Origin of the sequence: Solibacillus silvestris (assembly GCF_051967575.1) — a bacterium.
GTDB classification, from domain to species: domain Bacteria; phylum Bacillota; class Bacilli; order Bacillales_A; family Planococcaceae; genus Solibacillus; species Solibacillus silvestris_B.
Map to the genome: position 1 here is coordinate 16,459 of NZ_JBQCJW010000013.1, position 26,495 is coordinate 42,953.

General features: G+C 40.1%; 19 protein-coding genes and 1 other annotated feature. Of the genes, 11 read left to right on the plus strand and 8 right to left on the minus strand.

The features are described from left to right. Positions 1-20: 20 nt before the first annotated feature. Positions 21-923: an acetamidase/formamidase family protein gene (locus tag ACTHOQ_RS10235; protein WP_440495957.1), complete on the plus strand. Its 903-nt coding sequence runs from the start codon at positions 21-23 to the stop codon at positions 921-923. Continuing rightward, positions 920-1,645, plus strand: a complete 726-nt coding sequence (locus ACTHOQ_RS10240; protein WP_440495959.1) for an NAD-dependent deacylase — start codon at positions 920-922, stop codon at positions 1,643-1,645. Before ACTHOQ_RS10235 ends, ACTHOQ_RS10240 begins: the two co-directional genes overlap by 4 nt. A gap of 74 nt (positions 1,646-1,719) precedes the next feature. Here the strand turns inward: ACTHOQ_RS10240 and ACTHOQ_RS10245 are convergent, their stop codons facing one another. Beyond that, complete coding sequence (locus ACTHOQ_RS10245; protein WP_440495961.1) at positions 1,720-2,520, minus strand: class I SAM-dependent methyltransferase; 801 nt, start codon at positions 2,518-2,520, stop codon at positions 1,720-1,722. Positions 2,521-2,892: 372 nt separating this feature from the next. Between ACTHOQ_RS10245 and guaC the strand changes: the two genes are divergently transcribed. Next, entirely contained in the window at positions 2,893-3,876 is a 984-nt protein-coding gene (guaC, locus tag ACTHOQ_RS10250; protein WP_440495963.1) for a GMP reductase, read from the plus strand. A 70-nt stretch (positions 3,877-3,946) separates the two neighbouring features. After that, positions 3,947-4,179, plus strand: a binding site (T-box leader). Between the two features lie 213 nt (positions 4,180-4,392). Next, positions 4,393-5,982 carry a 2-isopropylmalate synthase gene (locus ACTHOQ_RS10255; RefSeq protein WP_440495964.1) on the plus strand — a complete coding sequence of 530 codons (1,590 nt, stop codon included), beginning with the start codon at positions 4,393-4,395 and terminating at the stop codon, positions 5,980-5,982. Positions 5,983-6,027: 45 nt separating this feature from the next. On the opposite strand, the gene ACTHOQ_RS10260 is transcribed toward ACTHOQ_RS10255, so the two are convergent. From ACTHOQ_RS10260 to ACTHOQ_RS10270, 3 genes are all read right to left on the minus strand, one after another. Then, positions 6,028-7,023, minus strand: a complete 996-nt coding sequence (locus ACTHOQ_RS10260; protein WP_440495965.1) for an LLM class flavin-dependent oxidoreductase — start codon at positions 7,021-7,023, stop codon at positions 6,028-6,030. Positions 7,024-7,083: 60 nt separating this feature from the next. After that, complete coding sequence (locus ACTHOQ_RS10265; RefSeq protein WP_440495967.1) at positions 7,084-7,656, minus strand: YdcF family protein; 573 nt, start codon at positions 7,654-7,656, stop codon at positions 7,084-7,086. A gap of 67 nt (positions 7,657-7,723) precedes the next feature. After that, positions 7,724-8,695, minus strand: coding sequence for a TDT family transporter (locus tag ACTHOQ_RS10270; protein WP_440495968.1), 972 nt, complete (start codon positions 8,693-8,695; stop codon positions 7,724-7,726). A gap of 405 nt (positions 8,696-9,100) precedes the next feature. Here ACTHOQ_RS10270 and ACTHOQ_RS10275 point away from each other — a divergent pair, with 405 nt between their 5' ends. Further along, positions 9,101-9,661 (plus strand): DNA-3-methyladenine glycosylase I, encoded by a 561-nt coding sequence (locus tag ACTHOQ_RS10275; RefSeq protein WP_440495969.1) that lies wholly within the window; start codon positions 9,101-9,103, stop codon positions 9,659-9,661. A gap of 37 nt (positions 9,662-9,698) precedes the next feature. Here ACTHOQ_RS10275 and ACTHOQ_RS10280 read toward each other — a convergent pair whose 3' ends face one another. Continuing rightward, on the minus strand, positions 9,699-10,118 hold the full coding sequence (locus ACTHOQ_RS10280) for a universal stress protein (RefSeq protein ID WP_440495970.1): 420 nt from the start codon (positions 10,116-10,118) through the stop codon (positions 9,699-9,701). A 10-nt stretch (positions 10,119-10,128) separates the two neighbouring features. Next, on the minus strand, positions 10,129-11,562 hold the full coding sequence (locus ACTHOQ_RS10285) for a SulP family inorganic anion transporter (protein ID WP_440495972.1): 1,434 nt from the start codon (positions 11,560-11,562) through the stop codon (positions 10,129-10,131). Between the two features lie 237 nt (positions 11,563-11,799). Here ACTHOQ_RS10285 and ACTHOQ_RS10290 point away from each other — a divergent pair, with 237 nt between their 5' ends. Further along, positions 11,800-13,629 carry a dynamin family protein gene (locus ACTHOQ_RS10290; protein ID WP_440495973.1) on the plus strand — a complete coding sequence of 610 codons (1,830 nt, stop codon included), beginning with the start codon at positions 11,800-11,802 and terminating at the stop codon, positions 13,627-13,629. Positions 13,630-13,717: 88 nt separating this feature from the next. Here the strand turns inward: ACTHOQ_RS10290 and yfkAB are convergent, their stop codons facing one another. Both yfkAB and ACTHOQ_RS10300 read right to left on the minus strand, forming a co-directional pair. Further along, positions 13,718-14,827 (minus strand): radical SAM/CxCxxxxC motif protein YfkAB, encoded by a 1,110-nt coding sequence (gene yfkAB / locus ACTHOQ_RS10295; protein WP_440495975.1) that lies wholly within the window; start codon positions 14,825-14,827, stop codon positions 13,718-13,720. 181 nt (positions 14,828-15,008) lie between these two features. Further along, a complete protein-coding gene (locus ACTHOQ_RS10300; protein ID WP_440495976.1) occupies positions 15,009-16,943 on the minus strand; it encodes a right-handed parallel beta-helix repeat-containing protein in 1,935 nt (644 codons plus the stop codon). 276 nt (positions 16,944-17,219) lie between these two features. Here ACTHOQ_RS10300 and ACTHOQ_RS10305 point away from each other — a divergent pair, with 276 nt between their 5' ends. From ACTHOQ_RS10305 to ACTHOQ_RS10325, 5 genes are all read left to right on the plus strand, one after another. Beyond that, positions 17,220-18,338: an AAA family ATPase gene (locus tag ACTHOQ_RS10305; protein ID WP_440495978.1), complete on the plus strand. Its 1,119-nt coding sequence runs from the start codon at positions 17,220-17,222 to the stop codon at positions 18,336-18,338. Positions 18,339-18,472: 134 nt separating this feature from the next. Beyond that, on the plus strand, positions 18,473-19,768 hold the full coding sequence (locus ACTHOQ_RS10310) for a vWA domain-containing protein (RefSeq protein WP_440495980.1): 1,296 nt from the start codon (positions 18,473-18,475) through the stop codon (positions 19,766-19,768). Between the two features lie 195 nt (positions 19,769-19,963). Then, positions 19,964-20,794 carry a DUF2785 domain-containing protein gene (locus ACTHOQ_RS10315; RefSeq protein ID WP_440496036.1) on the plus strand — a complete coding sequence of 277 codons (831 nt, stop codon included), beginning with the start codon at positions 19,964-19,966 and terminating at the stop codon, positions 20,792-20,794. Between the two features lie 301 nt (positions 20,795-21,095). Continuing rightward, positions 21,096-23,789, plus strand: a complete 2,694-nt coding sequence (gene acnA / locus ACTHOQ_RS10320; RefSeq protein WP_440495981.1) for an aconitate hydratase AcnA — start codon at positions 21,096-21,098, stop codon at positions 23,787-23,789. 241 nt (positions 23,790-24,030) lie between these two features. Beyond that, positions 24,031-26,178 (plus strand): 5'-nucleotidase C-terminal domain-containing protein, encoded by a 2,148-nt coding sequence (locus tag ACTHOQ_RS10325; protein WP_440495983.1) that lies wholly within the window; start codon positions 24,031-24,033, stop codon positions 26,176-26,178. Positions 26,179-26,495: the final 317 nt, after the last annotated feature.

The following is a 26,495-nucleotide window of genomic DNA, read 5'->3' on the forward strand; positions in this document are numbered from 1 at the left end:
TTGGGCAAAGGAGGAGTTTCATGCATTATATTCGAAAAGAACAGGCAATTTACGCAATGGATAAAAATACCGCGCCTGTTGCAACTGTCAAGAGCGGGGAAGTAGTAACATTTGAAACGTATGACTGTTTTACGAACCAGATCCATAGTGAAAAACAGGCTGTCAGCAAGCTTGACTGGAATCAAATCAATCCGGCTACAGGCCCGTTATATGTGAAAGAGGCAAAAGCCGGGGATGTATTGGAAGTATTAATTGAAAAGATTGAAATTGGCGATACCGTCACATTAATGACAGGACCGGAGCTCGGGGTTTTAGGGGATGATTTAACGGAAATAACGATTAAACAAGCGAAAATAAAAGATAATAAAATTCAATTTACCGATAATATGGGCATCCCGTTAAACAAAATGATCGGTGTTATCGGTACAGCGCCCGCCGGAGAAGCGATCAGCTGCGGAATCCCAGATGCACATGGCGGGAATATGGATACGAAGGATATTGCGGAAGGGGCGATGCTTTATTTGCCTGTCAATGTCGATGGTGCATTATTAGCCATCGGGGATTGTCATGCCGCAATGGGGGACGGGGAAGTTTCGGTATGCGGGGGAGAAGTTCCAGCTGAGGTGACCGTCCGTGTACGCGTATTAAAAAACTGTCCTATTCCAACCCCGTTTTTAATTCGTGAAGGGAATATATCGACAATTGCTTCAAAACCGACTTTAGATGAAGCGGCGGTAAATGCGACGAAAAATATGGTTAAAGCGGTATTGGAGTATACTTCATTGAAAATGGACGAAGCAGCTCATTTATTATCTTTGGCAGGAAACTTGAAAATCAGCCAAATTGTCGATCCGAATAAAACAGCACGTATGGAATTGCCTTTATGCTATTTATCAACGCTCAATATGGAGAAATGGGTATGACCGCTGAAACATTGGCACAATGGATGAGGCAATCACATTCAACGGTCGTGCTTACTGGAGCCGGAATGTCGACAGAATCAGGTATTCCGGATTTCCGTTCACAGTCCGGCTGGTGGCAGAATATCGATCCGCGCGCCGTTGCTTCAACAGAAAGCTTGCAAAACAACTACGAATTATTCCGCGAATTTTATCAAATGAGAATGCAGGCATTGGAACATTGTGTACCGCATACAGGGCATCATATTTTAGCCGATTTTGAGAAGCGTGGTCTTGTTTCGCTGATTGCTACGCAAAATGTAGATCAGTTCCATCAGCAAGCGGGAAGCAAAGCTGTAGCGGAATTGCACGGGAATATTGTCACGATGCGCTGTCAAAAATGCAGTAAGCCGCATTCAAAACAGCAATTTCAGAAAAATGCGGTTTGCACATATTGTTCGGGGAAGCTGCGCCCGAATGTTGTATTGTTTGGGGAAACGCTGCCGAGTGATGCTTGGAATCTTGCTTTAAACGAAATTCAACATGCAAATATCGTCATTGTTATAGGGACAAGCCTGGAAGTATATCCCGTAAATCAATTGCCGCTGATCGCAAAAGGCAGGCTCGTTTCTATTAATTTGGAGAGCTCGAATGATAATGGGCAGTTTGATTTGGTCATTGAAGGGGCAGCAGGGGGAGTTTTGGCGGAATTGGATCAAGCGCTTGAAGGCTATAAGAAAAAATAAAGATCGGAGTGTTCGAAAAGATGGCGAACACTCCTTTTTTCTTGATATTTGGAATTTAAAACATTATTTCTAGTTTACGAATGGGCACATATAACAAAGCTATTCAGCGACAGTATATTTTCCTGCTGCTCATTCATTAAATATGCATAACTATTAATGAGCGATTGGATTTTAGGCTGGACTTGCGGGAATTCGCCCAGCAAATAATTGCTGTAATCCACCTCCCAGCCCCCATCCTGCAAATAGCTGGCATCGACTGTCTGCTCTTTTGTGATGGTAAAGCCTGCAGTTTGCAGCAGTTCTTTAATTTGCTTTTTATGAAACAAATTTTGTATATTGCCTTCATTTTCTACATAGGCGGTATATAATGCGGAAATATTCGCCGCATAAAAATGGGCGCGCTGGCCGAAATGCTTATAATCAATGTCCCATTCAGCAAAACAAATGCGATGTGCTATTTGCTTCAGCTTTTGCATATAGCTTTCCAGTAATCCTGTACTTTGAAAATACCAGGAACAATGAGATAAAACGACAACGTCAAATTTTTCTTCTGCATCAAATTGCAAAAAGTCTGTCTCATAATGAAAATCAATAATCTGTCCTAATGAAGATTTTGAAATTGCTTCCGCCGCTTCGCCTAAAGTAATTGGTGCACCGTATTCCTTTGGCGCGATGTCGATGGCAACAACATGTCCGGCAGGTCCAACTGCATCTGCCAATACAATGGTTGTATCCCCTTGACCACAGCCGATTTCCAATACTTTCATACCCTTGTCTAATTGAAAAGCGTTCACGAGCTCAAGACGATGCGTTAATTGTGTTCGTTGAATTGTATCGTCCCCAATAATTTTCATACAGTTTAATAAATGTTCCAAAGTTTTTCAGCCCCAATAATTATTTTCAGTTATTGAGCTCTTACCCGTTAGCTCAATCGGGAATTTTTTTCTTTCTTAAATATAACTACCATCAATTCATCGACTCCTTTTTCTTCATCTATTTAAACATTACCGTTCATAATAGAGCAATATTTATTTAGCGAAAATTTTAAAAATAATTTATTTGGGGTTAAAGCTTGATAGAAATAAGAATATGTCCATTCTCTGGTGAAAAACCGAACATTTTCATCTAAAATAATAAAATAATTCGTTTTTATGGTTGACAACGTTTTCATTGTTTTGTAAAGTAACAGATGTCGAATGATTATTAAAAGAATGACGAAAAATGTTCGTATTTAGGAGTGTTGAAAAATGGTAGATACAGTTTTTGATTATGAGGATATTCAATTAATACCGGCAAAATGTATTGTGAAAAGCCGTACAGAATGTGATGCGACAGTTACGTTAGGGAATCATACTTTTAAACTTCCGGTTGTACCTGCAAATATGCAAACAATTATAGATGAGTCATTGGCTGAAAAATTAGCTGCTGGAGGCTATTTTTACATTATGCACCGCTTCCAGCCTGAAAAGCGTGCACAATTTATTCGCAGCATGCAGCAGCAAGGATATATTGCATCGATTTCAGTCGGTGTAAAGGATGAAGAATATGCATTTATCGAAGAGCTGAAAGATGCTCAGCTTGTACCGGACTATATAACAATCGATATTGCCCATGGTCATTCGAATCAAGTAATCGCGATGATCGGTCATATTAAAAAGCACTTGCCGAACAGTTTCGTTATCGCAGGGAATGTTGGGACGCCTGAAGCTGTGCGTGAGCTGGAAAACGCCGGCGCGGACGCAACAAAAGTCGGCATTGGGCCAGGGAAAGTTTGCATTACGAAAATTAAAACAGGATTCGGCACAGGAGGCTGGCAGTTGGCTGCACTTCGCTGGTGCGCAAAAGCAGCTTCAAAACCGATTATTGCGGATGGTGGGATCCGTACACACGGCGATATTGCGAAATCAGTACGGTTCGGTGCATCAATGGTCATGATCGGGTCGCTTTTTGCAGGGCATGAGGAATCACCGGGCCAAACAGTCGAAATTGACGGAAAGCAAATGAAAGAATATTTCGGTTCAGCTTCAGAATTCCAAAAGGGCGAGCGCAAAAACGTCGAAGGAAAGAAAATGTATGTTGATTCAAAAGGCTCTATTTTCGATACGCTTACAGAAATGGAGCAAGATTTACAGTCATCAATTTCCTATGCAGGCGGGAAAACTTTAATGGCTATAAGAAATGTCGATTATGCCATTGTGAAAAACTCCATTTTTAATGGTGATCGTATTTAATTGCAAATATTTTCAGAAAACTATTGACATCTTTATTCAATGCATTTAAACTTCATTTCAAGACAATACAGTTTAAGCATTGATTGGAAATAGTAAATCGCTTGTATACTTGAAGAGAGCCGGTGCGTGGTGAAAACTGGCAGATACATCGATTGAACTCGTCCATGAGCTGCGACCTGAAGGAATAGTAGGGAAGCCGGAAGCCTCCGTTAACAGGCAGGACATTAATTGTCGTTAAGTGGAACGTTGCAGCAATGGGCGTTCAATTTAGAGTGGTACCGCGAGTTCAGCCTCGTCTCTATCGGATTAGATAGAGGCGGGGTTTTTTTGCTTCTTTTAGCGGGTGTTTGAACACCCGCTAAAAGAAGCTTATGCCTCCGGCGGATGTCACGGATTCGGCTTTGCGCCAGCGTAAAGCCGAATCCAGATGCAATTACGCCATGGCAAAATTGATTATTGCTATATTTTGAGCTCTCTGCAAAAAAATTAATTTGAAGAAGAAAAGGGGAAATGAGAATGAGCAGAAAAATTTGGGTTTTTGATACGACATTGCGTGATGGTGAGCAAGTGCCGGGGGCGAAACTGAATTTATATGAAAAAGTTGAAATCGCACAGCAATTGAAAAAGCTCGGTGTTGATATTATTGAAGCCGGTTTCCCAGCGTCTTCGCAAGGTGATTTTGATGCAGTGAAAGCTGTTGCGCAAAAGGTAGGACATAATTCTGATATGATGATAACGGCTCTGGCCCGAGCAGTGAAAAGTGATATAGATTCCGTATACAACGCGGTAAAATACGCACAAAACCCAATGATTCATATGGTGCTCGGCACGTCCGACATTCATGTGGAGAAAAAATTCAGCAAGTCGAAAGATCAAATTCTGCAAATTGGCGTTGATGCGGTGAAATATGCAAAAACACTTTTACCGCAAGTACAATATTCAACAGAAGATGCATCACGCTCAGATTTTGAATATCTTTGGAAAACGATTGAAGCAGTCATGAAGGCCGGGGCGACGATGATCAATGTACCGGACACTGTAGGATATGCAGAACCAGAGCAATGGGGAGCGATGATTGCAAAGCTGAATGACCGTATGAAAAACATGGATGATTCGGTATTATTATCAGTCCATTGCCACAATGATTTAGGGATGGCAACTGCCAACACTTTGGCGGCGATTAAAAATGGTGCCGATAAAGTGGAAGTGACGGTGAATGGCATTGGTGAACGTGCCGGCAATGCGGCATTGGAAGAAGTTGTGATGGCCATAAAAACCCGCGGAGATGTTTATGATGTATTCACTAATATTCAGACGAAGGAAATTATGAATACATCCCGTTTAGTTTCGAGCTTTATGGGATTGGATGTCCAGGTGAACAAAGCCATTACTGGCGACAATGCATTTGCGCACTCTTCGGGCATCCATCAAGACGGTCTATTGAAGTCCCGTGACGCTTATGAAATCGTGCATCCTGAAGATGTCGGGCTGGAAGATATGGAGCTAGTATTAACAGCACGTTCAGGTCGCCATGCCGTGAAAAATTCGCTATCCAAGCTTGGGTTTGAAAATTTCGCGGAAGAAGAGTTTGAAGGGATTTTTGAAAGCTTCTTAAAGTTGGCCGATTCGAAAAAAGAAGTGTATAATCACGATTTATATGTCATCGTTGAAAATTATTACGAAAAAACAGAAAAGAACAATCCGAATAAAGAAACATTTTCCGACCAGTTTTATGATATTGAAGATTTACAAATTATTTCGAATTCGGCATTCCCGTCTGCAAGTGTAAAGATTCGCCGCGGCGGGGATATTTTCAAATCAAGCGCGGTCGGCTCGGGTCCGATTGATGCTCTCTATTCTGCAATTGCTGATGTTACACGGATTAATGTGAAGCTTGTTGAATACAATATTAGTTCTGTGTCGCGTGGTCAGGAGGCGCTGGGGAAAGTTAAGATCATCGTTGAGCATGATGGTGAAAAATACATCGCAAAAGCTGCGGATACGGATATTTTAAAAGCATCCGCATTAGCTTATATTAATGCGATCAACAGTATCATCGTAGCCAAAATAGCGCCGCCGCAAGAAAGCACAATAGCGACCGTATAAACAAAAGGCTGACAACATTCATAAATTGAATGTTGTCAGCTTTTTTTAGATTTTCAATTGTTCAGCTAATAAGCGGTAGCTGTTCAGTCGCTGATCTATGGAGAATAGATTGCTGTTAATCATCGCCTCATCAAAACCGAAGTATGCTTGTTCTTCTAAAATCTGGTTGGCGACGTCTTCTGCAGAGCCGATAAGCATTAGCGGACGGTTTTGCTGTAAAATCATTTTGTCCATTTCGGTTAGCGGGTAGTCGTTTGCCTCTTCGGGAGAAATCGCATTTGTCAACTTGCCGCGCATTAATTGCAGACGACTAATTTGCATTGGCATCGATAAATATTCCGCTTCTTCCGTCGTCTCTGCAACACTTGCCGCATAGGTCGTAATAATCTGCGGTTTATCCATAAAATAGGAAGGCTGGAAGCTATTGCGGTAAGCATCGAAAATCGCTTTCGACATTTGCCCATTGAAAAATTGAGCAAACGAATAGCCGACACCCGCCTTACCTGCTTGTACCGCACTTTGACCGCTGGAGCCAAGCAGCCAGCTTTGCGGGAGCTGCACTTTAAAAGGGGCAGCTACGACTTGATCATAAACATCTTCGCCTGTGCGCTGTTCATTCATTAAACGCAAAATAATTTCAAGCTTATCATATTGCTCAGTTAAATCAGGTCTACGTCCGCTAGCGAGTGCTTTCATCGCAGGCATATCGCCGCCTGGAGCACGGCCGGCGCCAAAATCAATGCGACCGGGAGCTAAAGCAGCCAATGTTTTAAACACTTCTGCTACTTTGTATGGAGAATAATGCATCATCATAATGCCGCCGGTACCAACACGAATACGCTCTGTTTTTGCCGCCGCATATGCAGCGGTCACTTCAGGCGCGGAGCTGGCAAGTGTCGTCGTATTATGATGTTCTGCAAACCAGATTCGTTCATAGCCAAGGTCGTCGCCAAGCCTGGCAAGCTTTACCGCATTCGCGAGTGCTTCGGTTGATGTCATCCCTTTTGAAATAGGTACTTGGTCTAAAATACTAAGTTTCATTGTGTTCACCTCAAATATTCATTAATGTTTACGATAACGAATAAGAGGCTGAATGTAAAATTATTGACCTGCAATATACGCTTTTATTAAGGCAAAGCGCTCACGGATACGGGATTTACTTTCCACTGATTTTGGTGTTGGGGCTGCCAATACATCTGCTTGTAACCCGATTTTTCCAGCGAGTATTGTGGCGCGCTTTAAATGGAAATCATTCGAAACAATCGTGATGCTCGTCACTTGCTCGGGCAGCAGCTTCTTTGAATATAATAAGTTCTCATATGTAGACGTGGACTGATCTTCTATTAAAATTCTGTTTTTATCAATGCCGCGTTCCATTAAGTATTGGGACATAACGGACGCCTCTGTACGGTCCTCATCTGCACCTTGGCCACCTGAGACGATCGCTCTTACATTCGGGTGCTTTTGCATATAATCAACAGCGGCATCCAATCTGTTTGCTAAAGAGAGGGAAGGAACACCGCCTGGCTTCACTTTTGCCCCTAAAATAACAACATATTCATTTGTCCCGTCTGCCTCGTTTTTAATGGCGGCATCCATTTCATGGCCTAACCAATAATAGATTGCGGCTAAAATAATGATAATAATTATAAGTGCATACAATAGCTTTTTCATCAAAAAATCCCCCCTTTATGTATAGTACGACCAATAAAGAGGGAATGTTTCGGCTTTTTGTTCATATTTATGAAATTGCTTCTTTTTTATCAGTAACAATCGTCCGTTTTTGGCGCAGCTGGACAGATAAATAGCTTATATAACGTACAAATACGTAAAATACGATGATTGACGCGAACGCTAACTGGAAGTAATAATACGCATTGAGCCAATTGACCGCAATTCCTTGCTGCTGGAAAAAGCCGATTACGACATTAGTTGCCGTCGCGGTAATGACTAATGGGAATGTGAATGCTGCATAACTAGGATAAAAAGAAAGCTGCAATGCCTCCGGTAATTTCGTTAATACTAAAATATAGAGCAGCTGTGCGACAATAAATAATGTCACGACGATTGCTAATTGACTTTCAAACTGTTTAAAGTATGCAGCTAAACTAAGGGAAGCCGGGGCAGTTAAAATCGTTAGCATCGGAATTGTCGGCTCAGGCAAATCTTTGCGTATGAAGCCGCGTAAAATCACAATCGGCGCCAAAACAGCGAACGCAGCAAGCGCGAAAATTACGATTCCCTTTGTAAGCGTCCCCGAAAGCGTTCCGGCCGTCAACGGCATTACTGCTGTGCCGACGAATAAAATAAGCCAGCTTGGAAAAATATTTGATATAGTCATCTTATTTTTCCAAATAAATGTTTTGATGAAATATAAAATAATAAAAATCTGAGTTGTCGCAGCAATTATCCAAATCGTATGTATAATGACTTCATGAATACCATAATATTGCAACCCGCTGCTGATCGATAAAGTTCCCATTGTAAATGTAGGGGATACAGAAGCGATGATAGGGTTTTGCATTTCTGCGATCACACTTGAAAAGGCGAATAATAGTTTTCCGACGATTAAAAGAAATAATAGGATTCCTATAAAAAAACTAATATGGCCAAAAGTTGTTTGCTTTGTAGCTAATAATAAATTTCCCAACGATATAAAGGCGAGCATAAGCCCGCTTATCGGGATTGGGATGACCTGAAATAAATTTTTCACTATGTTCCTCCAAAATATACTTATAAGGTGCTAGGTATAGTACTGCTTAAATTGATAAACGCCTCATCTTGTAATAAATACGGGCTAATAATTTCTCTCTATAGTGCTGGAATAATTGTCACCGCCTCCGTCTGGAATAGTCTGTCCCGGAATATCTTTTTGGACAGCCCTTATACATAAGCTCTATTTTACTGTGTAATTTTTAATCCAACAACCGCAATTACAATAAACAAAACAAATAATCCTTTTTTCGAGCTAAAGATCTGCCGCTGAAAACATATTAAAATACGCCTTGAGCATTTTCCTTTTACATACAGCCATCATCGCTACGTAATTTTAAAAAATTGATTGCGATTGCAAAGGAGATGGATTACAGTTTAAAAAAACATAGAAAAAGGTGAGGACATGGAACGCTGCAGCTGGGTGAAGCTAGACGAGCCGATTTATGTAAAATACCATGATGAAGAATGGGGAGTGCCTGTTTTTGATGATCGAAAACTATTTGAAATGCTTTGTTTGGAAGGGGCACAGGCAGGATTAAGCTGGCTAACAATATTAAAGAGACGCGAAGGCTATTTATCAGCGTTCGATCAGTTTGATGCCGATAAAATTGTGCAATATGACGATGAAAGACTGATTGCACTGAAAAACGACGAACGCATCATCCGCAACCAACTGAAAATAAACAGTGTTGTCACTAATGCTGAATGTTATTTGGCCATTCAAAAGGAATACGGTACGTTTGCGGAATATATTTGGTCGTTTGTTGATGGAAAGCCAATTATCAATTCGTGGAATAGCGCATCCGAAGTTCCTGTCACGACAGAAATCAGTGATCGAATGAGCAAACAACTAAAGAAGGATGGCTTTAAATTTGTCGGCAGTATTATTTGCTATTCATATATGCAAGCTGTCGGAATGGTTAATGACCATACGACAAATTGCCATTGCCATGAAAAACATTGAAAAAACGCGGCTTCTTATTCAAAGGCCGCGTTTCATTTTATTTTACAATCATCGCAGGACATTGCACACGCTTCATCACCTTATGCGAAACGCTTCCTAAAACCATTTCCTGCAGGCTGTTTAAACCGCGACTGCCGATAATGACCAAGTCGACATTTTGCGTATTTGCATATTTTATAATTTCAGGTCCAGGCGATCCGTGAACTAACTCTACTTTATAGGAAACATGCTGTTCTTTAAATAACTGCTCAACGGGCACAAGCTTTTGGCGGCGTTCCATATAAAGACTTTCGACAGAGCTTGCATGCAATACTTCTGTTTTCACTTTTTCCATATCAATGACGAAAATAATGGTTACCGCAGCTTCTTTGCCTGCTTTGGCGATTTTTAAAGCCTCTTTTGCCGCACGGATTGAATTTTGCGAGCCGTCAGCGGCAAGTAAAATATGTTGATACATAATCCATCTCCTAATCGATTAATGTCGTTCCTGTCAATTTCTTCATCAGCTGTTTGCTTGATTCATCAATGTTTAAGTAAGTTACTTCTATATTTTTCGCTTTCAGCTGATCTTTTACCTTCATTAATGCGCCAATTGCTGAAGCATCCCATACTTTGCATTGCGAAAAGTCAATTTCAATGGAAGACTGCCCGATCTTCTGCATTTTAAAATAATCGATAAAACTTTCGGTCGAAGCGAAAAACAGTTGACCTTTAACTAAATAAACCGAGCCTTGCTGTAAAATGGCAACACGCGAAATTTCGTTGACGAAAAATAGGGCGCTTACAATAATTCCGGCAACGACGCCTAATGCCAAATTATGTGTATATAAAACGACGCCGATCGTAAGCAGCATGACGAAAACATCCTTTTTCGGTGCTGTTACCGCATATTTGAACGAATGCCAATCAAATTGTGTAATACAAACAACAACCATAACCCCGGCAAGCACAGGCATCGGGATTTGTACGACATAATCTCCTAAAACCAATATTAAAAACATTAAAAACAGACCAGCGATGAATGTGGAAAGACGACCTCTCGCACCGGATTTTACATTGATGACTGATTGACCGATCATTGCACAGCCGGCCATACCGCCAAAAAATCCATTGATGATATTCGCAATACCTTGACCACGTGCTTCTTTGTTTTTATCGCTTTCAGAAGCGGTCATATCGTCCAAAATGGATGCGGTTAATAAAGATTCGACTAATCCTACAACAGCTAAAGCGAGCGAATACGGCAAAATAATCATCAGTGTTTCAAAGGTGAAAGGGATATTCGGAATGAGAAATGCTGGCAATGATTGAGAGATTGTGCCCATGTCCCCAACTGTGTTTAAATGGATGCCCGTATAAATCGCCACTGCCGATAATATAACGACGGCAATAAGCGGTGCGGGAATGCCTTTAATAAAGAACGGAATCGCATAAATCAATGCAATTGTGCTAAGTAGAAAGATCCAAGTATAAAAGTCACCACCGATAAAATGGGGAGTTTGCGCAATAAATACTAATATCGCCAATGAGTTGACAAAGCCGATCATTACAGCATTCGGGATAAACTTCATCAATCGGGCGATTTTCAAAACACCGAAAAGGATTTGAATAACCCCGGTCAAAATGGTCGCCGCCAATAAATACTGTAATCCATGGTCTTTTACAAGTGATACGATTACTAATGCCATCGCGCCCGTTGCTGCAGAAATCATGGCAGGGCGTCCACCGACAAAGCTGATTGTAACTGCGATGACAAATGAAGCATAGAGACCGACCATCGGATCTACTCCCGCTAAAATAGAAAAAGCAATCGCTTCAGGAATGAGGGCTAATGCAACGACTAAACCGGCTAATATATCTGCACGTACGTTCCCAAACCATTGCTTGCGTAAATTGTACATAGTGAATCTCCTTTAAATAATCTTCTACTATAATAACACGGGAAAAATAGGGTGCAACAGCTATATTGTTTTGAAAAAGTCCGTTGAAGCGACTTTATTGTGTGAGTTAATACCTATTTATGACATTTCAAATTAAGTATGAGGAATCAATTTTGTCTGTTTGAAGAAATTGCATATTCAAGAAAAAATAACTACGCTTATAATAGAACTATTATACTTGGTAAAGGAGTTACACAGATGACTGAACCTTTCAACGAACAACCAACTAGTTTAGACGAACAAACTGCATTGCAACAGTTAATTGAGCGCCTGAAACCACTGCATGTCATACTATCGCAAAATTCGTATGTCAAAGATACGACGACGCGTTTAAAACGGATTATTGATGATGCAAGCAGTCAGCCAATAGTACTTTTTATAGGTAAGGAACGTGTAGGAAAAACAACATTGATTAATAGCTTAATTGGTCGGAATCTGCTTGAAGATAGTAATTTAGAACCGACAAGCACGAATACGTTTTTAAAGTACGGGGAACAGGAATGCATTAAAGCAGTCTTTTTGGACGGAATGGTTGCGACATTTGATATTTCCAATTTAAAGCTGTTAACTGTATCAAATACTGAAAGCGCACAAATAATCCGTGAGCATATCGATTATTTGGAAGTATATATTAAACATGATTTGCTTAAGGAAGTAACAATTGTAGATTCGATGGCCCTTGAAGCAGGCGCAAATAACACTGCCTATTTCTCGCATTCCCTATTGCAGCGTGTAGATGAAGTGTTTTGGGTATTGCGCGGCGGTTCCGAAGCTACGGAAGCAGAAGTGAATCTGATACATAAGCTTAATACGCTCGGCATTTACGCGCATTTAGTCGTAAATGGGATCGATCAAATGGATGGGACAGCAGAATCGTTTATCGAAGCCGAAAAAAAACGCTACGGTGCACATTTAGGAGAGGCTGTCGCGGTTTCGGCATTGCAAGCGCTCCAAGCCCGCAGAACAAATGATACACAGCTATTGATCGATTCCCGCATTACGCAACTTTCGCAATTAATGCACCAATTAATAAGCAATAAGCAAAAAAAGACGCGTCATATTACCGAACTATTTATTTATTGGCTGGATCGTATGCGCAAGGAAGTAGAGTCCATACCTTCACGGGAGCCTTACATATCAGCTTTTGAAAATGTTGAACAATATCACTCCAATACTGATTTTGAATTTACTCGCCAGCAGCGCGATTTTGCATTGATCGCCTCATACGAAGAGGAATATGAAAATGTGAGCAAAGTATTTAAAGAGGTGCAAACATTGTATCAATTATTGCAAAAGCTGGCGAGCGACCTATATTTACGTGATTCCACGGTGGAAAAATACGAGGAAATTGCCGGTCTGTATCAAAAAAATGTGCGGGATTACCGTAAATTGCATGTTGAATATACGATGGAATTTGCGCGATTGGAAAAACAGTTTAAAAAGCAAACAGGAAAATCATTGGCATTTCCATTGGATGAATCGGAAATATCGCCGCTTATTGCTGAACGCATCGACACATTAAATAAAATCCAGGCACAATGCGAAGAAAAGATTGAGCTTATTGAAAAATATGAACAATTTGTATGCAAAAATTTATATACCGTGCAAAACCGTTTAAATGAGTTGGCGGCAAATCGTCTTGCGACAATTATTAATCAAGCGAGTGAATTAAATCTGCAGCGCAAACGCGAGCGGACATATATTAAATCGTATGCCAATAAGCTGGCGGAATTCAACTGTATTGTTGAAGCGCAAAGCTTTTTAAAGGATGCAGTACAGCCATGTTTACTGGACAGCATGCTCCCGATTACAGAGCAGGAAAAAGGGCATATCCGCAATACGATTGAATGCATTACAGCGGTCGATTTGACGCATAAAGCGTTATATGAGCGCCTTAACTTTACAGAGCCCGAGGACTTGCTTGCACAAATGGATTTTGAAACGAAATACAGGCTGATCGGATTAAGTTTGACAGAGGCGGATGTTGTATCCGATATACCTGAATTGCCGAAAGTGATTGAAATATAAAAATAGAAATCCATCATCAATTGGAAAATCGCTATTGTGATGATGGACAAACAAGGGGCTGTCCATTTTTTCGGACAGCCCCTTGTTTTTATTTTGCCGAACCACTTATGAAATGTTCGTTTTGATAATACATATTTTTCACGAGGACATTCGGGCCTAGGCATTTTACGGCAGGGCAATGGCAATTCAGGCTTTTCGCCAAATCGGTTTCGAGCCACTTATCGAAAATGGCCGGCAATGTATCGCGCGAAATATTGCCTAGTGCCGGTGTATCGCCAAAATCGGTCACAATGACATCGCCTGTGAAAATATTAATATTGAGCCGTGAGCGTCCGTCCGGATCGTTGCGTAATGTAACGTTTTTGGCATGACGCAAACGGTCCAAAAGCTGCTGATCTTTTTCCGATTTGCTGCACGGATAAAAAGGCAATGTGCCAAACAGCATCCATGTATTTTCATCGCGCACATCAAGCAAATGATGGATCGCTTCCCGCGTCTCTTCCAATGATAATGATGTTAAGGCACTTGCGAAATCTGAGGGATACATCGGGTGCACTTCGTGCCTTGCACACTTCATTTCGTCTATAATTTGACGATGGATATGCTCCAAGTATGGCAATGTTTTTTTGTTCAGCATCGTTTCAGCGGATACCATTACCCCATTTTCCGCAAGCATTTTTGAGTTGTCGATCATACGCTGGAATAATGCCGCTCGCTGGTCAAATGTAGGTTTGCGCTCCATCATCGCAAAGCCTGTCTCGACGAATTCCTCAATTGTGCCCCAGTTATGGGAAATATGAAGCACATCCAAATATGGCGCTATGAGTAAATAACGTTCTGGCTCCATTGTTAAGTTGGAGTTGATTTGTGTACGTACTCCACGAGCATGTGCGTATTTCAATAAAGGGAGTACATAATTTTGAACAGATTTTTTGCTCATCATTGGCTCGCCACCGGTAATGCTGAGTGTTTTTAAATGTGGAATTTCGTCAAGGCGTTTCGTGATTAAATCCATTGGCAGTGCCTCAGGGTCTTTATTTTGCAATGTATAGCCGACCGCACAGTGGGCACAGCGCATATTGCATAATGTGGTCGTCGTAAATTCAATATTGGATAAAGTTAATCCTCCATGTTTCTCCACGTCGACATAGGCTTCCCATGGATCATAGCTCGGTGTAATTTTTTGTAGCGTCGTCATCTTAGTTGAATACTTCCTTTCTAACAATTCATTTTCTCATAAATTAATGCAGATGCAACCTATAAACGCTAATTATTAGAATTTAATAAAGAAATGCATGATGCGTTAAATGAATGTTTTTCGTAAAAAGTTCCACGAAAAAAGCTGCCTGCAGTTAAGAAACATACAGGCAGCAATGAAGCTAGCTTATCTCATCCAAGTTAAAAGTTATTTGACTATTGTTTTCGCTGTAAAACTTGGAGCCGAAAGAATTTTCTATCATTGTTTCAGTGAGATGGATTTTCGAGAAATTGACTGCTTGAATATTACCATTGAACTTGTCATTTTGAATGATGCAGCTTGATGCATGCAGAACAGAATTGTTTTGTACATAAATATCCGATTCATGACCTTCTGTAAGCTGTGTCGTGACGAGTTCGACCGATGAATCCGAATCAATCCAGATTTGCGTATATGCATGATCGGAAATGAATGAATCCTGGATAAACGCCTCTGCATTGTTTTCAATGATTAAGCCATTTCGGCCGCCGTGCAGCAGCTCGCTGTTTTTAACAATGATGGAGCTGTCATTAACGATAACTTGCGGCATTTTATGTGAGAATATATGGCTTTCAATAATATGGAGCGTCGTATCTTTCATTGCGATAATGCCGTTTGCCTGCCCGCCGCTAATTTGCGATTTTTTAATGGTCGCATTCGTATTGCCAACAACCTCAATCTGAACACCTGTTCCACCTTTAATAATGGAATCATTTACTTCCAATTGACAATGATCCATAACAACAATACTTTTCCCGCCTATAAATTCACTGTGGCAAATCTCAACGGCACTATTATTTTTCCCGGCGATATGCGCTAAGTCATTATTATGAAAGCGGCAATTTTCAACAGACGTCTTCGCATCATTTACCGCTAAAATCCCATTTCCGCTGTTTTGGTGAACTGTTGTGTCCAAAAGGAACAGCTCTGCGTCAATTACTGTCAATGCAGCGTTATTATGCCCCGTAATCTTGCTCGAAACAATCGAGCAAGATGCCCCTTTTTCGGTAAAGACCCCGATTTGCTTTCCGTCTTTAATGACGGCGTTTTTCAATGTGCAAATGGAGTTTTCCGTGATGAAAAGCTGTGACAGCACATTTTGCGCAAACACCGTATCGATAAAGTTCGCAATTGATTTATCTTTTAACTGGATACCGACACCTTGACAGCTGTATACTTCGCTTTTCGTCATATTAAGCAATGACTCGAGTGTCAATTGGACATTTGCGATTTTGTGGGAGGACAGCACCGTATCGCTAATAATTGCTTCCGAAAAATCACGCAGCATAATACCGGATTCATTTCCATTTTGTATTTGGCAACCATTCATTTCAAGCGCGCTTTTTTGCAGCCATAGCTGTGGAAGTGTGTGATGTTGGATCGCAGTTTTTGAAAGATGAATTTTCGAGTGCTCTGATGCATATATACCATTACCTTCGCCGTATTTAATATTGCATTCATTAGCTTCCAGCAGCGAATGATCCTGAACGATCAACTGTGTGCCTTTATGATGATGAATTTCTACATTGTTTAAGTATGCTTTTGCGTTTGATTTAACCCAAATGGCTTGGTTTGCTTTGGTGAGAGTGCAATTTTTCAAATGAATGATGGACTTTTCCACTAATAGGTGGACCTTTTCATTATTTTCAAAACAGCAATCTTCAAAATATGCCTCGCTTTCATGGATCATCGCTACTGCAACATCTGAAGCATCGGTAAATTGCGTTTTTTCGCAATGCGCTATTCCGCCGTTAAGCGATAGAAGGACATTCGACAAACCTCCTTGGATGACACAATTTTTTAAAATTAAATGGCCTTCAATGAAAATTTGCGCCGCAGGTTGAATCGTAATGTTTTCAAATGTGACAATTGCGGATTTTGCGATGATTACCGTGCCTTCAATGAAAACGGTTCCCGCATTTTTTGCCGCAATCGTTCTATTATCGTGAAATGTTAAAGATTCTTTATACGTGCCAGCAGCAACGACAATTTCATCACCATTTGCAGTTTTTTGAACAGCGCGATTGACTGTTTTTATAAGTGAAAAAATAGAAGTGGACACTTTTATTATCGCCATACGATTCCTCCTACAAAACATGCTATATGTAATATGTTCACGTAAAATAACAAAATTAATCATTTAAATTCAAAAATTTCATGCGGGAAATAATCTGGTTGCCGTTACTTAAAATAGTATGCACGGAACGGAAATATTCCTCACCTCAAAATGAATGGATTGAATAACAGAAGCGATAGGTTTAATAAGCGTAAAGGAAGTGAAACGTTATAAGGAGAGTATTACATAAGATGATTGAAGACGGGTTCTCGAATGGACGAAAAAGGAGTGCGAAACATGTTTAAACAGTTGCAAATCATACAGCAACAACTTAACGAAAGTTTTTATGACAGGGAAGAAGAAGTTCAGGCATTATTAATCGCCATGTTATCAAGGCAGCATATATTGTTCATAGGTCCCGCCGGCACAGGTAAAAGTGTCCTATCATCAATGCTCGGGCAAATTGTGGATGGAAGCCAGTATTTTCAGCATTTATTGACGCCGTTTAGCACTCCAGAAGAACTGTTCGGGGTGTTGTCATTAAAAGACTTGGAGCAAGGGATTTATAAGCGCAATATCATGAATATGCTGCCGGAAGCTCATTTTGCCTTTATCGATGAAATCTTTAAAGCGAATTCAGCAATTTTAAATTCGCTGCTTACGTTGATCAATGAGCGGGTTTACTATAACAATGGCATACCCATTTCTTCGCCCCTTCTCACAATTGTCGGCTCTTCCAATGAATATATTGAAGAGGGGGAAGGTTTAGAAGCATTGTTTGACCGATTTTTGCTTCGCTATGAGGTCAATTATATTCGGGGAGAGGAAACCTTTATTTCGATGCTGAAAGATGAAAGCGATGCGGAAGTTTTAAAAATGACGATGGACGAGCTATATGATCATCAGCAAAATGTCGCCCGTATTTCCATTTCGGATGCAATTTTTAAAGTCATCGCAAAAATTCGCCAGGCATTGCATGATGAGGGAATAAGACCATCCGACCGCAGATTTAAGCAGTCGCTTTCAATATTAAAGGCAAAAGCATATTTAGCAGGAAGAAAAGAAGTGATTAGAGCAGATTTAAACATTTTGGCAAACATTTTATGGGAAACAGTTGAGCAGAAAAATGCCACAAAAGAAATTATTCATGAGGTTGCTTTCGATACAGTGGAAGCATTCATTCATCGTACGACAACTGAATTTGAAACGATTATAATGACTGTGCAAAACACGATGCTCCAAAAAACAACATTGGCAAAAACAGAGCTCAGTCAATTATTAATGCAAGGAAAGACATTATTCATAGAAGTGCAAAATATGAACCGCCAAATGCCAAATCGCCCTGAATTACAAAGCTTAAAAACTGAAATGCAAAAGCAGTTGCTTCGAATAACTTCGGATGTCATCGGATTTTAATTTTCTTGAATCAGACTGATTTTACGTGTAGAGGCGGTGTATTGCAGATGGTAAATAATGTACTTGTTTTTTATAGTCGATCTGTTTTCGAAATAAGTGCAATTAAAAAAAGCAGGTTTAATGAGCTCTTGAAAATGGCGAAATTATTGAATGACAGCTGTTTGGAAGGGGAGAAAGTGCTAGCGGGCTTCACAAATTTAATCGGGGACTGCTGGTATGCCTTCTACAATAAAAAACCACTATTGAAAGACAATGCCGAACAATTTAATGATATGCAATACACTTTTTTGAAGCATTTATTGGAAAACGAGGAATATATGCAGTGGCATGAATTGACAAAAGGGGATGAACTGTTAAGTGTCCTCACTTCTATCAGTATCGCAGATCAGCTTCTAAAAAGTCTGAAACAATTGAACGGGCCAAAAGAAGCTATACGATATGAGCAAATTTATGAACGGCAAAAGCAATCTGCCGAACAAAGTGTTTTACATCGGGAACCGCAAATGAAGACATATATTAAGCAGCTGTCGAAAACGTCTATTGGTACGATGCTACAAGAAAATAAAAGGAAAATCCGCAACACGAAAAAGGCGATTGTGACAGTCGGCACGATGGACGGCAAAAAAATAGAAAATATACCGTTATCTGATCAATTTGAGCTTGCTGCCATGATTGGTCAGCGCAAGGAATTGCGTCTTATCGCTGATTTAGTCGGTCGCTTTAAAAAAATCGCGATGAAAAAGCAAAAGGCGAAGCATGCTCAAACAATGGCATGTCAAAATATTTCATTTGGGCAAGAAGTTTCCCGATTACTCCCGGCCGAATTGGGGAATTATATGATGAAGCATAGTAAACTGGATTTTTTAAAGCGCTTCAGTGAACAGCAAACACTCATTTTCGATACGAACGGAAAAGACCGTAAAGGGAAGGGGCCCATCATTATCTGTATCGACGAAAGCAGCTCAATGACAACAATAAAAGAGCAAAGCAAGGCATTTTGCATTGCACTTTTAATGATAGCCAAAAAACAGAAAAGAGATTTTGCGATTGTTCCTTTCGCAACAAATGTAGGTGATGTGAAGTTTTTCAGAAAGGGCCAGGCTACGACACAGGATTTGATTCATTTCAGCAATAGTTTTTTAGGGGGCGGCACAAATTACGAGTTGCCGCTGCGCGAGTCTTTAAACATTTTGCTGCGAAGCGAATTTACTGAAGCTGATTTGCTGTTTGTTACAGATGGCTCCAGCTTTTTACCTGCAGCGTTTATTGATGAGTTCAACCGGTCGAAAAAGCAGAAACAATTCGAATGCACAGCGGTCGTATTGACGAATTTTTTTAATGCGGTTGATTTGAATGTCGTCCATAAATTTTCGGACCGAGTAATCGAAGTAAATGATCTGTTCGACGCGGGAGATGCGTTTGCTTTGTGATTTGGCAGTTTAAAAAAAGCCGGAAACAGCAGTTGGTGAACAATTTGATCTACGATGAAGGAATGTAACGGGAATGCATTCGACGCATTCCTTTTTAAACGAATAATTGTTTTTGCTGCGTTTCTTCCTAGTCAAAATGCGTATTGTCTTCTACAATGTCTGTATGTAGATGATTTAGGGGGCGTTTTTTTGTTAGTGGAGGATTATTATCAATTATTAGAAATGTCAATGGAAGACCGGAAACAATATATACAGCTCAATCCGGCTGTCATGAATGATTTGTTGGAGGCGGTCGGCCATGAGGAAGCGGCACTCCGGGACCAGCTGAATTACCGCTTATTTATTCAATTGTTATCGGAAAATGTATTAAGCCGCGATATCATTGAACAATATGTTAATCGACTTTCTTCTATTAATGGGCTGCTTTTTAAAATCGGCGAAAGCGGGACAAGTTCTGTTTTTCAACGTTCCTACTCGGCCCTCTATTTAGCCGCGATTGTCAATGCCGACCGCCAGCTCGAATATTTAACTGGACAGCAGCTTGAATTGCTTACAGAAAATGCAATTGACTTGTTGACGAAGGAGCAGGATTTGCGCAGCTATATTAATGTGCATTCGGGTTGGGCGCATAGCGTGGCACATACGAGCGAACTGTTATGCGCCATTATTGAACATCCAGCGTACCCAATTCGTTATACTGCTCAAATATTACAAGCGATTCGCGCTAATGTATGGAAAGGCTATGTATTTGCAGATGATGAAGAAGAACGTTTTTGTAATGTGATTGAAGCATTATTGCTGAAAAATATAGAGGAAGATTTGTTTATTGAATGGCTGGAGCAGCTTTTCGATCGATTGCAAATGTCGGCATATGAGCGAGGGTATGATGCAGACTGGTTTAAGGCAAGAACCAATCAGTTAAACTTAGCTAAAACATTGTACTTCTATTTAAAATTCGCCAATCGAAACGAAAAATTACGCAGTATTATATCAATATTCATACAACGCTGGTTAAAGTTAAATTAAGTATTTTATTTTAGTGGCATAATAGTTGCGTTTTTTGCGTATATAAAACTCCGTTTAACATGACTAAAAAAATGCGTTACCTAATAGTTGGAAAATGCAGTGACAATCATACTTTATAACAATGTAAGATTTATAAATAATATTGTAGAATAAATATGTATTTCCGATAGGTCATAATTAAAACTTATCGTAAAAGATAATAATAATGCAATTTACTTATGTATAAAAATGCGCTATCATTATGGTTGGAGAAAAGAGCTTTACAACCTTTTCAATTATGAAAAACTAGGGGGAACACAAAATGGCAAACTTACACAACAGTCGTGCTTCATTTGAAGTGAACGGTAAGACTTACAACTACTACCGTTTAGCTGCTCTTGAAGAAGCTGGTATCGCAAAAATTTCACGCCTACCTTACTCAATTAAAGTATTATTAGAATCAGTATTACGTCAATATGACAACTATGTAATTAAAGAAGAGCATGTAAACGAATTAGCAAAATTCGGTTCTCACAACAAAGAAGCTGAAGTACCATTCAAGCCTTCACGCGTTGTATTACAAGATTTCACTGGTGTACCAGTAGTAGTTGACTTAGCTTCATTACGTTCTGCAATGAAAGAAATGGGTGGAGACCCAGCTAAAATCAACCCAGCTATCCCAGTTGACCTTGTAATTGACCACTCAGTACAAGTAGACAAATACGGTAACGCAGCAGCTTTACAAGCGAACATGGATTTAGAGTTCGAACGTAACGCTGAACGTTATAACTTCTTAAAATGGGCTCAAACTGCTTATGATAACTTCCGTGCTGTACCACCTGCAACAGGTATCGTACACCAAGTTAACTTAGAGTATTTAGCTCCAATCGTACACGTTAACGAAACAGAAGAAGGTTTAGTAGCATTCCCTGACTCAGTAGTAGGTACTGACTCTCACACAACTATGATCAACGGTATCGGTGTTCTAGGTTGGGGTGTTGGTGGTATCGAAGCTGAGGCTGGTATGTTAGGTCAACCATCTTACTTCCCGATTCCTGATGTTATCGGTGTTAAATTAGTTGGCGAATTACCAAACGGTACAACTGCTACTGACTTAGCATTAAAAGTAACACAAGTATTACGTGCTCGCGGTGTAGTAAACAAATTCGTTGAGTTCTTCGGACCTGGCGTACCTGCTTTACCACTTGCTGACCGTGCTACAATCTCTAACATGGCTCCAGAATATGGTGCTACTTGTGGTTTCTTCGCAGTTGACGAAGAATCATTAAACTACATGCGTTTAACTGGTCGTGACGAAGAGCATATTGCTGTTGTTGAAGCTTACTTAAAAGCTAACGACATGTTCTTTGATGCTGACTTAGAGCCAGTATACACAGATGTATTAGAAATTAACCTTGCGGATATCGAAGCTAACCTTTCTGGTCCTAAACGTCCACAAGATTTAATTCCTTTAACTGAAATGAAAAAAGTTTACCGTGAATCAGTAGTAGCTCCACAAGGTACTCAAGGTTTCGGTTTAACAGAAGAAGAATTCTCTAAAACATCTACTGCTAAATTTGCAGAAGGTGACGTAGAAATTCCAGCAGGTGCTGTAGCAATCGCTGCCATCACTTCTTGTACAAACACTTCTAACCCATACGTATTATTAGCTGCTGGTTTAGTTGCTAAAAAAGCGGTTGAGTTAGGAATCAAACCTGCTAAGTGGGTTAAAACTTCTTTAGCACCAGGTTCTAAAGTAGTAACTGGTTACCTAGAAGAGTCAGGTTTACAAGACTACTTTGACCAAATCGGCTTCAACACTGTAGGTTACGGTTGTACAACATGTATCGGTAACTCAGGTCCGTTATTACCAGAAATCGAAGATGCAATTAAATCAAACGATTTATTCGTAACTTCTGTATTATCAGGTAACCGTAACTTCGAAGGCCGTGTACACCCATTAGTAAAAGCTAACTTCTTAGCGTCACCACCATTAGTTGTTGCTTACGCTTTAGCTGGTACTGTAGATATCGACTTACAAAAAGACGCTATCGCACAAACACCAGACGGTAAAGATGTATTCTTCGCTGACATCTGGCCATCAACTGAAGAAGTTAATGAAGTATTAAATAAAGTTGTAACTCGTGAATTATTCCAAAAAGAATACGAAACAGTATTCACTGCTAACGAAGCTTGGAATGCAATCGAAACTTCAACTGAAAACTTATATACTTTCGATGAAAAATCAACTTACATCCAAAACCCACCATTCTTCACTGGTCTTTCTAAAGAGCCAGGTGCTATCCAAACATTAGCTGGAATGCGTGTAATGGCTAAGTTCGGTGATTCTATCACTACTGACCATATCTCTCCTGCAGGTGCGATCGGTAAAGATACACCAGCTGGTAAGTATTTAATCGAAAATGGAGTTGCTATCCGTGACTTCAACTCTTACGGATCTCGTCGTGGTAACCACGAAGTAATGATGCGCGGTACATTCGCGAACATCCGTATCCGCAACCAAATCGCTCCAGGTACAGAAGGTGGTTTCACTACTTACTGGCCAACAGGCGAAGTTGAGTACATTTACGATGCTTGCATGAAGTACCAAGAGCAAGGTACTGGCTTAGTAGTATTAGCTGGTAACGACTACGGTATGGGTTCATCCCGTGACTGGGCTGCTAAAGGTACATTCTTATTAGGCGTTAAAACTGTAATCGCACAATCTTATGAGCGTATCCACCGTTCTAACTTAGTAATGATGGGCGTATTGCCATTGCAATTCATGGCTGGCGAGTCTGCTGATACTTTAGGATTAAAAGGCGACGAAACAATCGCTGTTAATTTAACAGACGATGTTAAACCACGTGATATCCTAACTGTTACTGCAACTTCTCCAGAAGGTAATGTAACGGAGTTCAAAGCGTTAGCTCGTTTCGACTCTGAAGTAGAAGTAGATTACTACCGTCATGGCGGTATCCTGCAAATGGTATTACGTGCTAAAGCTGCACAGTAATTCATTTCGATAAATATAAAAGACAAAGCTGATTCAAATTGGCTTTGTCTTTTTTTGTGGACAAGAAAGTATAGGTTTCCCTGGAAAATCCACATAAGAAAAGACATCATTTTACGCTATTTGGCGCGAAATGTTTTTTTTAGTTAATTTTAAGTAAAAATTTTCAGAAAAAGTGGAAATTCCCATAATATTTCGATACTATCAAACTGTAAGCGTAAAAAATTGTAAGGGGGTTCTATTGATGAAGAAACAGAGAATGTATTCAGCAACAGCTCTATCGGCAGTTACAGCAGTAGTCGTTGGGGCTACAGGGGTAGCGGCAGAAGTAACAATTTTTACAGATGTAAGTGCAAATCATCCTTATGCAGACGCGATTAATGCACTTAACGCGACAGGCATTGTGAAAGGATTTGGGGACGGCACATTTAAGCCGGATGCAACGGTTACACGTGGACAAGCGGCAAAAATGATTGCAGGAGCGTTAAAATTGGACACGGCAAATGTCAAAAATCCAAATTTCAAAGATGTCGAGACTAATAATCAGTATTATGGTCATATTGCGGCATTAGTGGCGACTGGATTTGTAAATGGTCATAATGATGGCACTTTCCGTCCGGCCGAAAAAATTACACATGCACAATTTGCCGAAATTTTAGCGAATGTTTCAGCGGCTTATCCTGTTGAGGCAGAGGCAGTATTAACAGCAGCAAATGTAACGTTTAATCCTATAAAACAATTGACACGGGGAGAATTATCGAGTGTGTTGGCCACGTTGTTGGCAGGAGCAGCACCACAGCCGGAGCCAGAAAACAGTAATTATAAATTATCAATTATGCATGTAAACGATACACATGCGCGCGTGGAAATGCTGCCGAAATTAATGACGGCAGTAAATGAACAGCGCGCAAAAACTCCAGATGCATTGCTCTTGCATGCGGGGGATGTTTTCAGCGGAACATTATATTTCAATGAGTTTGAAGGGCAAGCAGATTTACCGTTTTTAAACGCGATGAAATTTGATGCGATTACTTTAGGTAATCATGAATTTGATTTAGGTTCTTCACCAGAAGGGCATAAAGCGTTGGCCGAATTTATTAAAGCGGCACAATTCCCTGTGCTGACGGCAAATGTTGATTTTACGAAAGATAGCCTATTTACTGGTTTATTTACGGATTTAGTTTCAAGCGAGCCTGAGAACGGCAAAATTTATGCGGGTATGGTGAAAGAAGTAAATGGTGAAAAGGTTGGTATCTTCGGATTAACTACCGCTGAAACGAAAGATATCGCATCACCGGGAAGCATCGTGTTCGAAAATTATATTGACGAGGCGAAAAAAGCAGTAAAGGCGTTTGAGGATAAAGGTGTAGATAAAATCATTGCTGTCACACATTTAGGCTTTGACGATAATGCGGTATATGATAATGATCAAATACTGGCAAAATCGGTTCCAGGCATCGATATTATTGTAGGGGGCCACTCGCATACACAGTTGGACGAGCCATTTATCGTGGAGACAAACACAGTGGGCGAGAAAAAGGATGCAACATTAATTGTGCAAGCATACCAGTATGGGGATTATTTAGGCACATTAGATGTTGAGTTTGATGAGCAAGGTGTAATCGTGAAGCATAAAGGCCAGTTATTAAAAGTGGGAGAATTTGCGAATGATGCGGAAGGTTTAAAATTATTGGCGCCATTCAAAGAAAAAGTGGATGCGATTTCTTCTGCTGAAATTGGTGTAACATTAACAGAGGATTTAGTGAACCCTAGGGCAACAGAGGAAAATTCGATAAGTGTACGCAGCAGCGAAACGGTGCTAGGCAATATTATTACGGATGGGATGTTGGCAAAAGCAAAAAATTACACATCGAAAAAAGTAATTATGGCATTGCAAAATGGCGGCGGTATTCGAGAGGCAATTCCGGCTGGTGAGGTGACTACCGGTCAAGTAATTACAGTTTTACCATTTGGAAACACGCTAGCGCTGATGGATGCTTCAGGGGCGGAATTAAAGGCGGCTTTTGAGCATTCATTGAAAGATGCACCGAAAGAACATGGCGGTTTCCTGCACATTTCGGGAGCCAAACTGGAGTATGATTCCTCAAAAGAAACTGGATCGCGTATTGTCTCATTAAAGTATTATGATGAGGCGACAAAAGAATATGCAGATGTGAATGACAATGAAACATACACAATTGCTACAAATGCTTTCACAGCAAAGGGCGGGGACGGCTTTAGCATGTTTGCAAAAGCATATGAAGAAGGGCGTGTAACCGATTTAGGCTTATCTGATTGGGAAAACTTCAAAGAACAATTATTATCGATGAGTGAAATTGCATTTACAACAGAAGGTCGTATTATCGATGTAGCTGCACAAGAGGCAAACTAATTTAAAATTCAAAAAATCACTAATTCGGGAAACCGTTTAGTGATTTTTTTTTATTTATTTCCTATCAAAAATACTATGCGATATTAATCATTCGTTATATTGCCGGATAATATAAGTAGAAGGAACACTCTGATATTTAAAAGGCCACTATAACACAAAATGCTATTTAACAATTATATGGACCTATTTTTTGAATATCAATATGAACAAAATTCACGTACTTTAGAGAGATATTTTACATTTTATAGTAGAAATATGTAAAAAATTAGAATATATTAATGTATATACGCAATGAGTGAATATTCATTCGTATATAG

Bases quoted from the DNA above. Each gene is read 5' to 3' on its own strand.
- ACTHOQ_RS10305 (WP_440495978.1), top strand. From the start codon at position 17,220: ATGTTTAAACAGTTGCAAATCATACAGCAACAACTTAACGAAAGTTTT.
- yfkAB (WP_440495975.1), bottom strand. From the start codon at position 14,827: ATGACGACGCTACAAAAAATTACACCGAGCTATGATCCATGGGAAGCC.
- ACTHOQ_RS10290 (WP_440495973.1), top strand. From the start codon at position 11,800: ATGACTGAACCTTTCAACGAACAACCAACTAGTTTAGACGAACAAACT.
- ACTHOQ_RS10240 (WP_440495959.1), top strand. From the start codon at position 920: ATGACCGCTGAAACATTGGCACAATGGATGAGGCAATCACATTCAACG.
- ACTHOQ_RS10255 (WP_440495964.1), top strand. From the start codon at position 4,393: ATGAGCAGAAAAATTTGGGTTTTTGATACGACATTGCGTGATGGTGAG.
- guaC (WP_440495963.1), top strand. From the start codon at position 2,893: ATGGTAGATACAGTTTTTGATTATGAGGATATTCAATTAATACCGGCA.
- ACTHOQ_RS10280 (WP_440495970.1), bottom strand. From the start codon at position 10,118: ATGTATCAACATATTTTACTTGCCGCTGACGGCTCGCAAAATTCAATC.
- ACTHOQ_RS10300 (WP_440495976.1), bottom strand. From the start codon at position 16,943: ATGGCGATAATAAAAGTGTCCACTTCTATTTTTTCACTTATAAAAACA.
- ACTHOQ_RS10325 (WP_440495983.1), top strand. From the start codon at position 24,031: ATGAAGAAACAGAGAATGTATTCAGCAACAGCTCTATCGGCAGTTACA.
- ACTHOQ_RS10235 (WP_440495957.1), top strand. From the start codon at position 21: ATGCATTATATTCGAAAAGAACAGGCAATTTACGCAATGGATAAAAAT.
- ACTHOQ_RS10285 (WP_440495972.1), bottom strand. From the start codon at position 11,562: ATGTACAATTTACGCAAGCAATGGTTTGGGAACGTACGTGCAGATATA.
- ACTHOQ_RS10265 (WP_440495967.1), bottom strand. From the start codon at position 7,656: ATGAAAAAGCTATTGTATGCACTTATAATTATTATCATTATTTTAGCC.
- ACTHOQ_RS10310 (WP_440495980.1), top strand. From the start codon at position 18,473: ATGGCGAAATTATTGAATGACAGCTGTTTGGAAGGGGAGAAAGTGCTA.
- acnA (WP_440495981.1), top strand. From the start codon at position 21,096: ATGGCAAACTTACACAACAGTCGTGCTTCATTTGAAGTGAACGGTAAG.
- ACTHOQ_RS10275 (WP_440495969.1), top strand. From the start codon at position 9,101: ATGGAACGCTGCAGCTGGGTGAAGCTAGACGAGCCGATTTATGTAAAA.
- ACTHOQ_RS10260 (WP_440495965.1), bottom strand. From the start codon at position 7,023: ATGAAACTTAGTATTTTAGACCAAGTACCTATTTCAAAAGGGATGACA.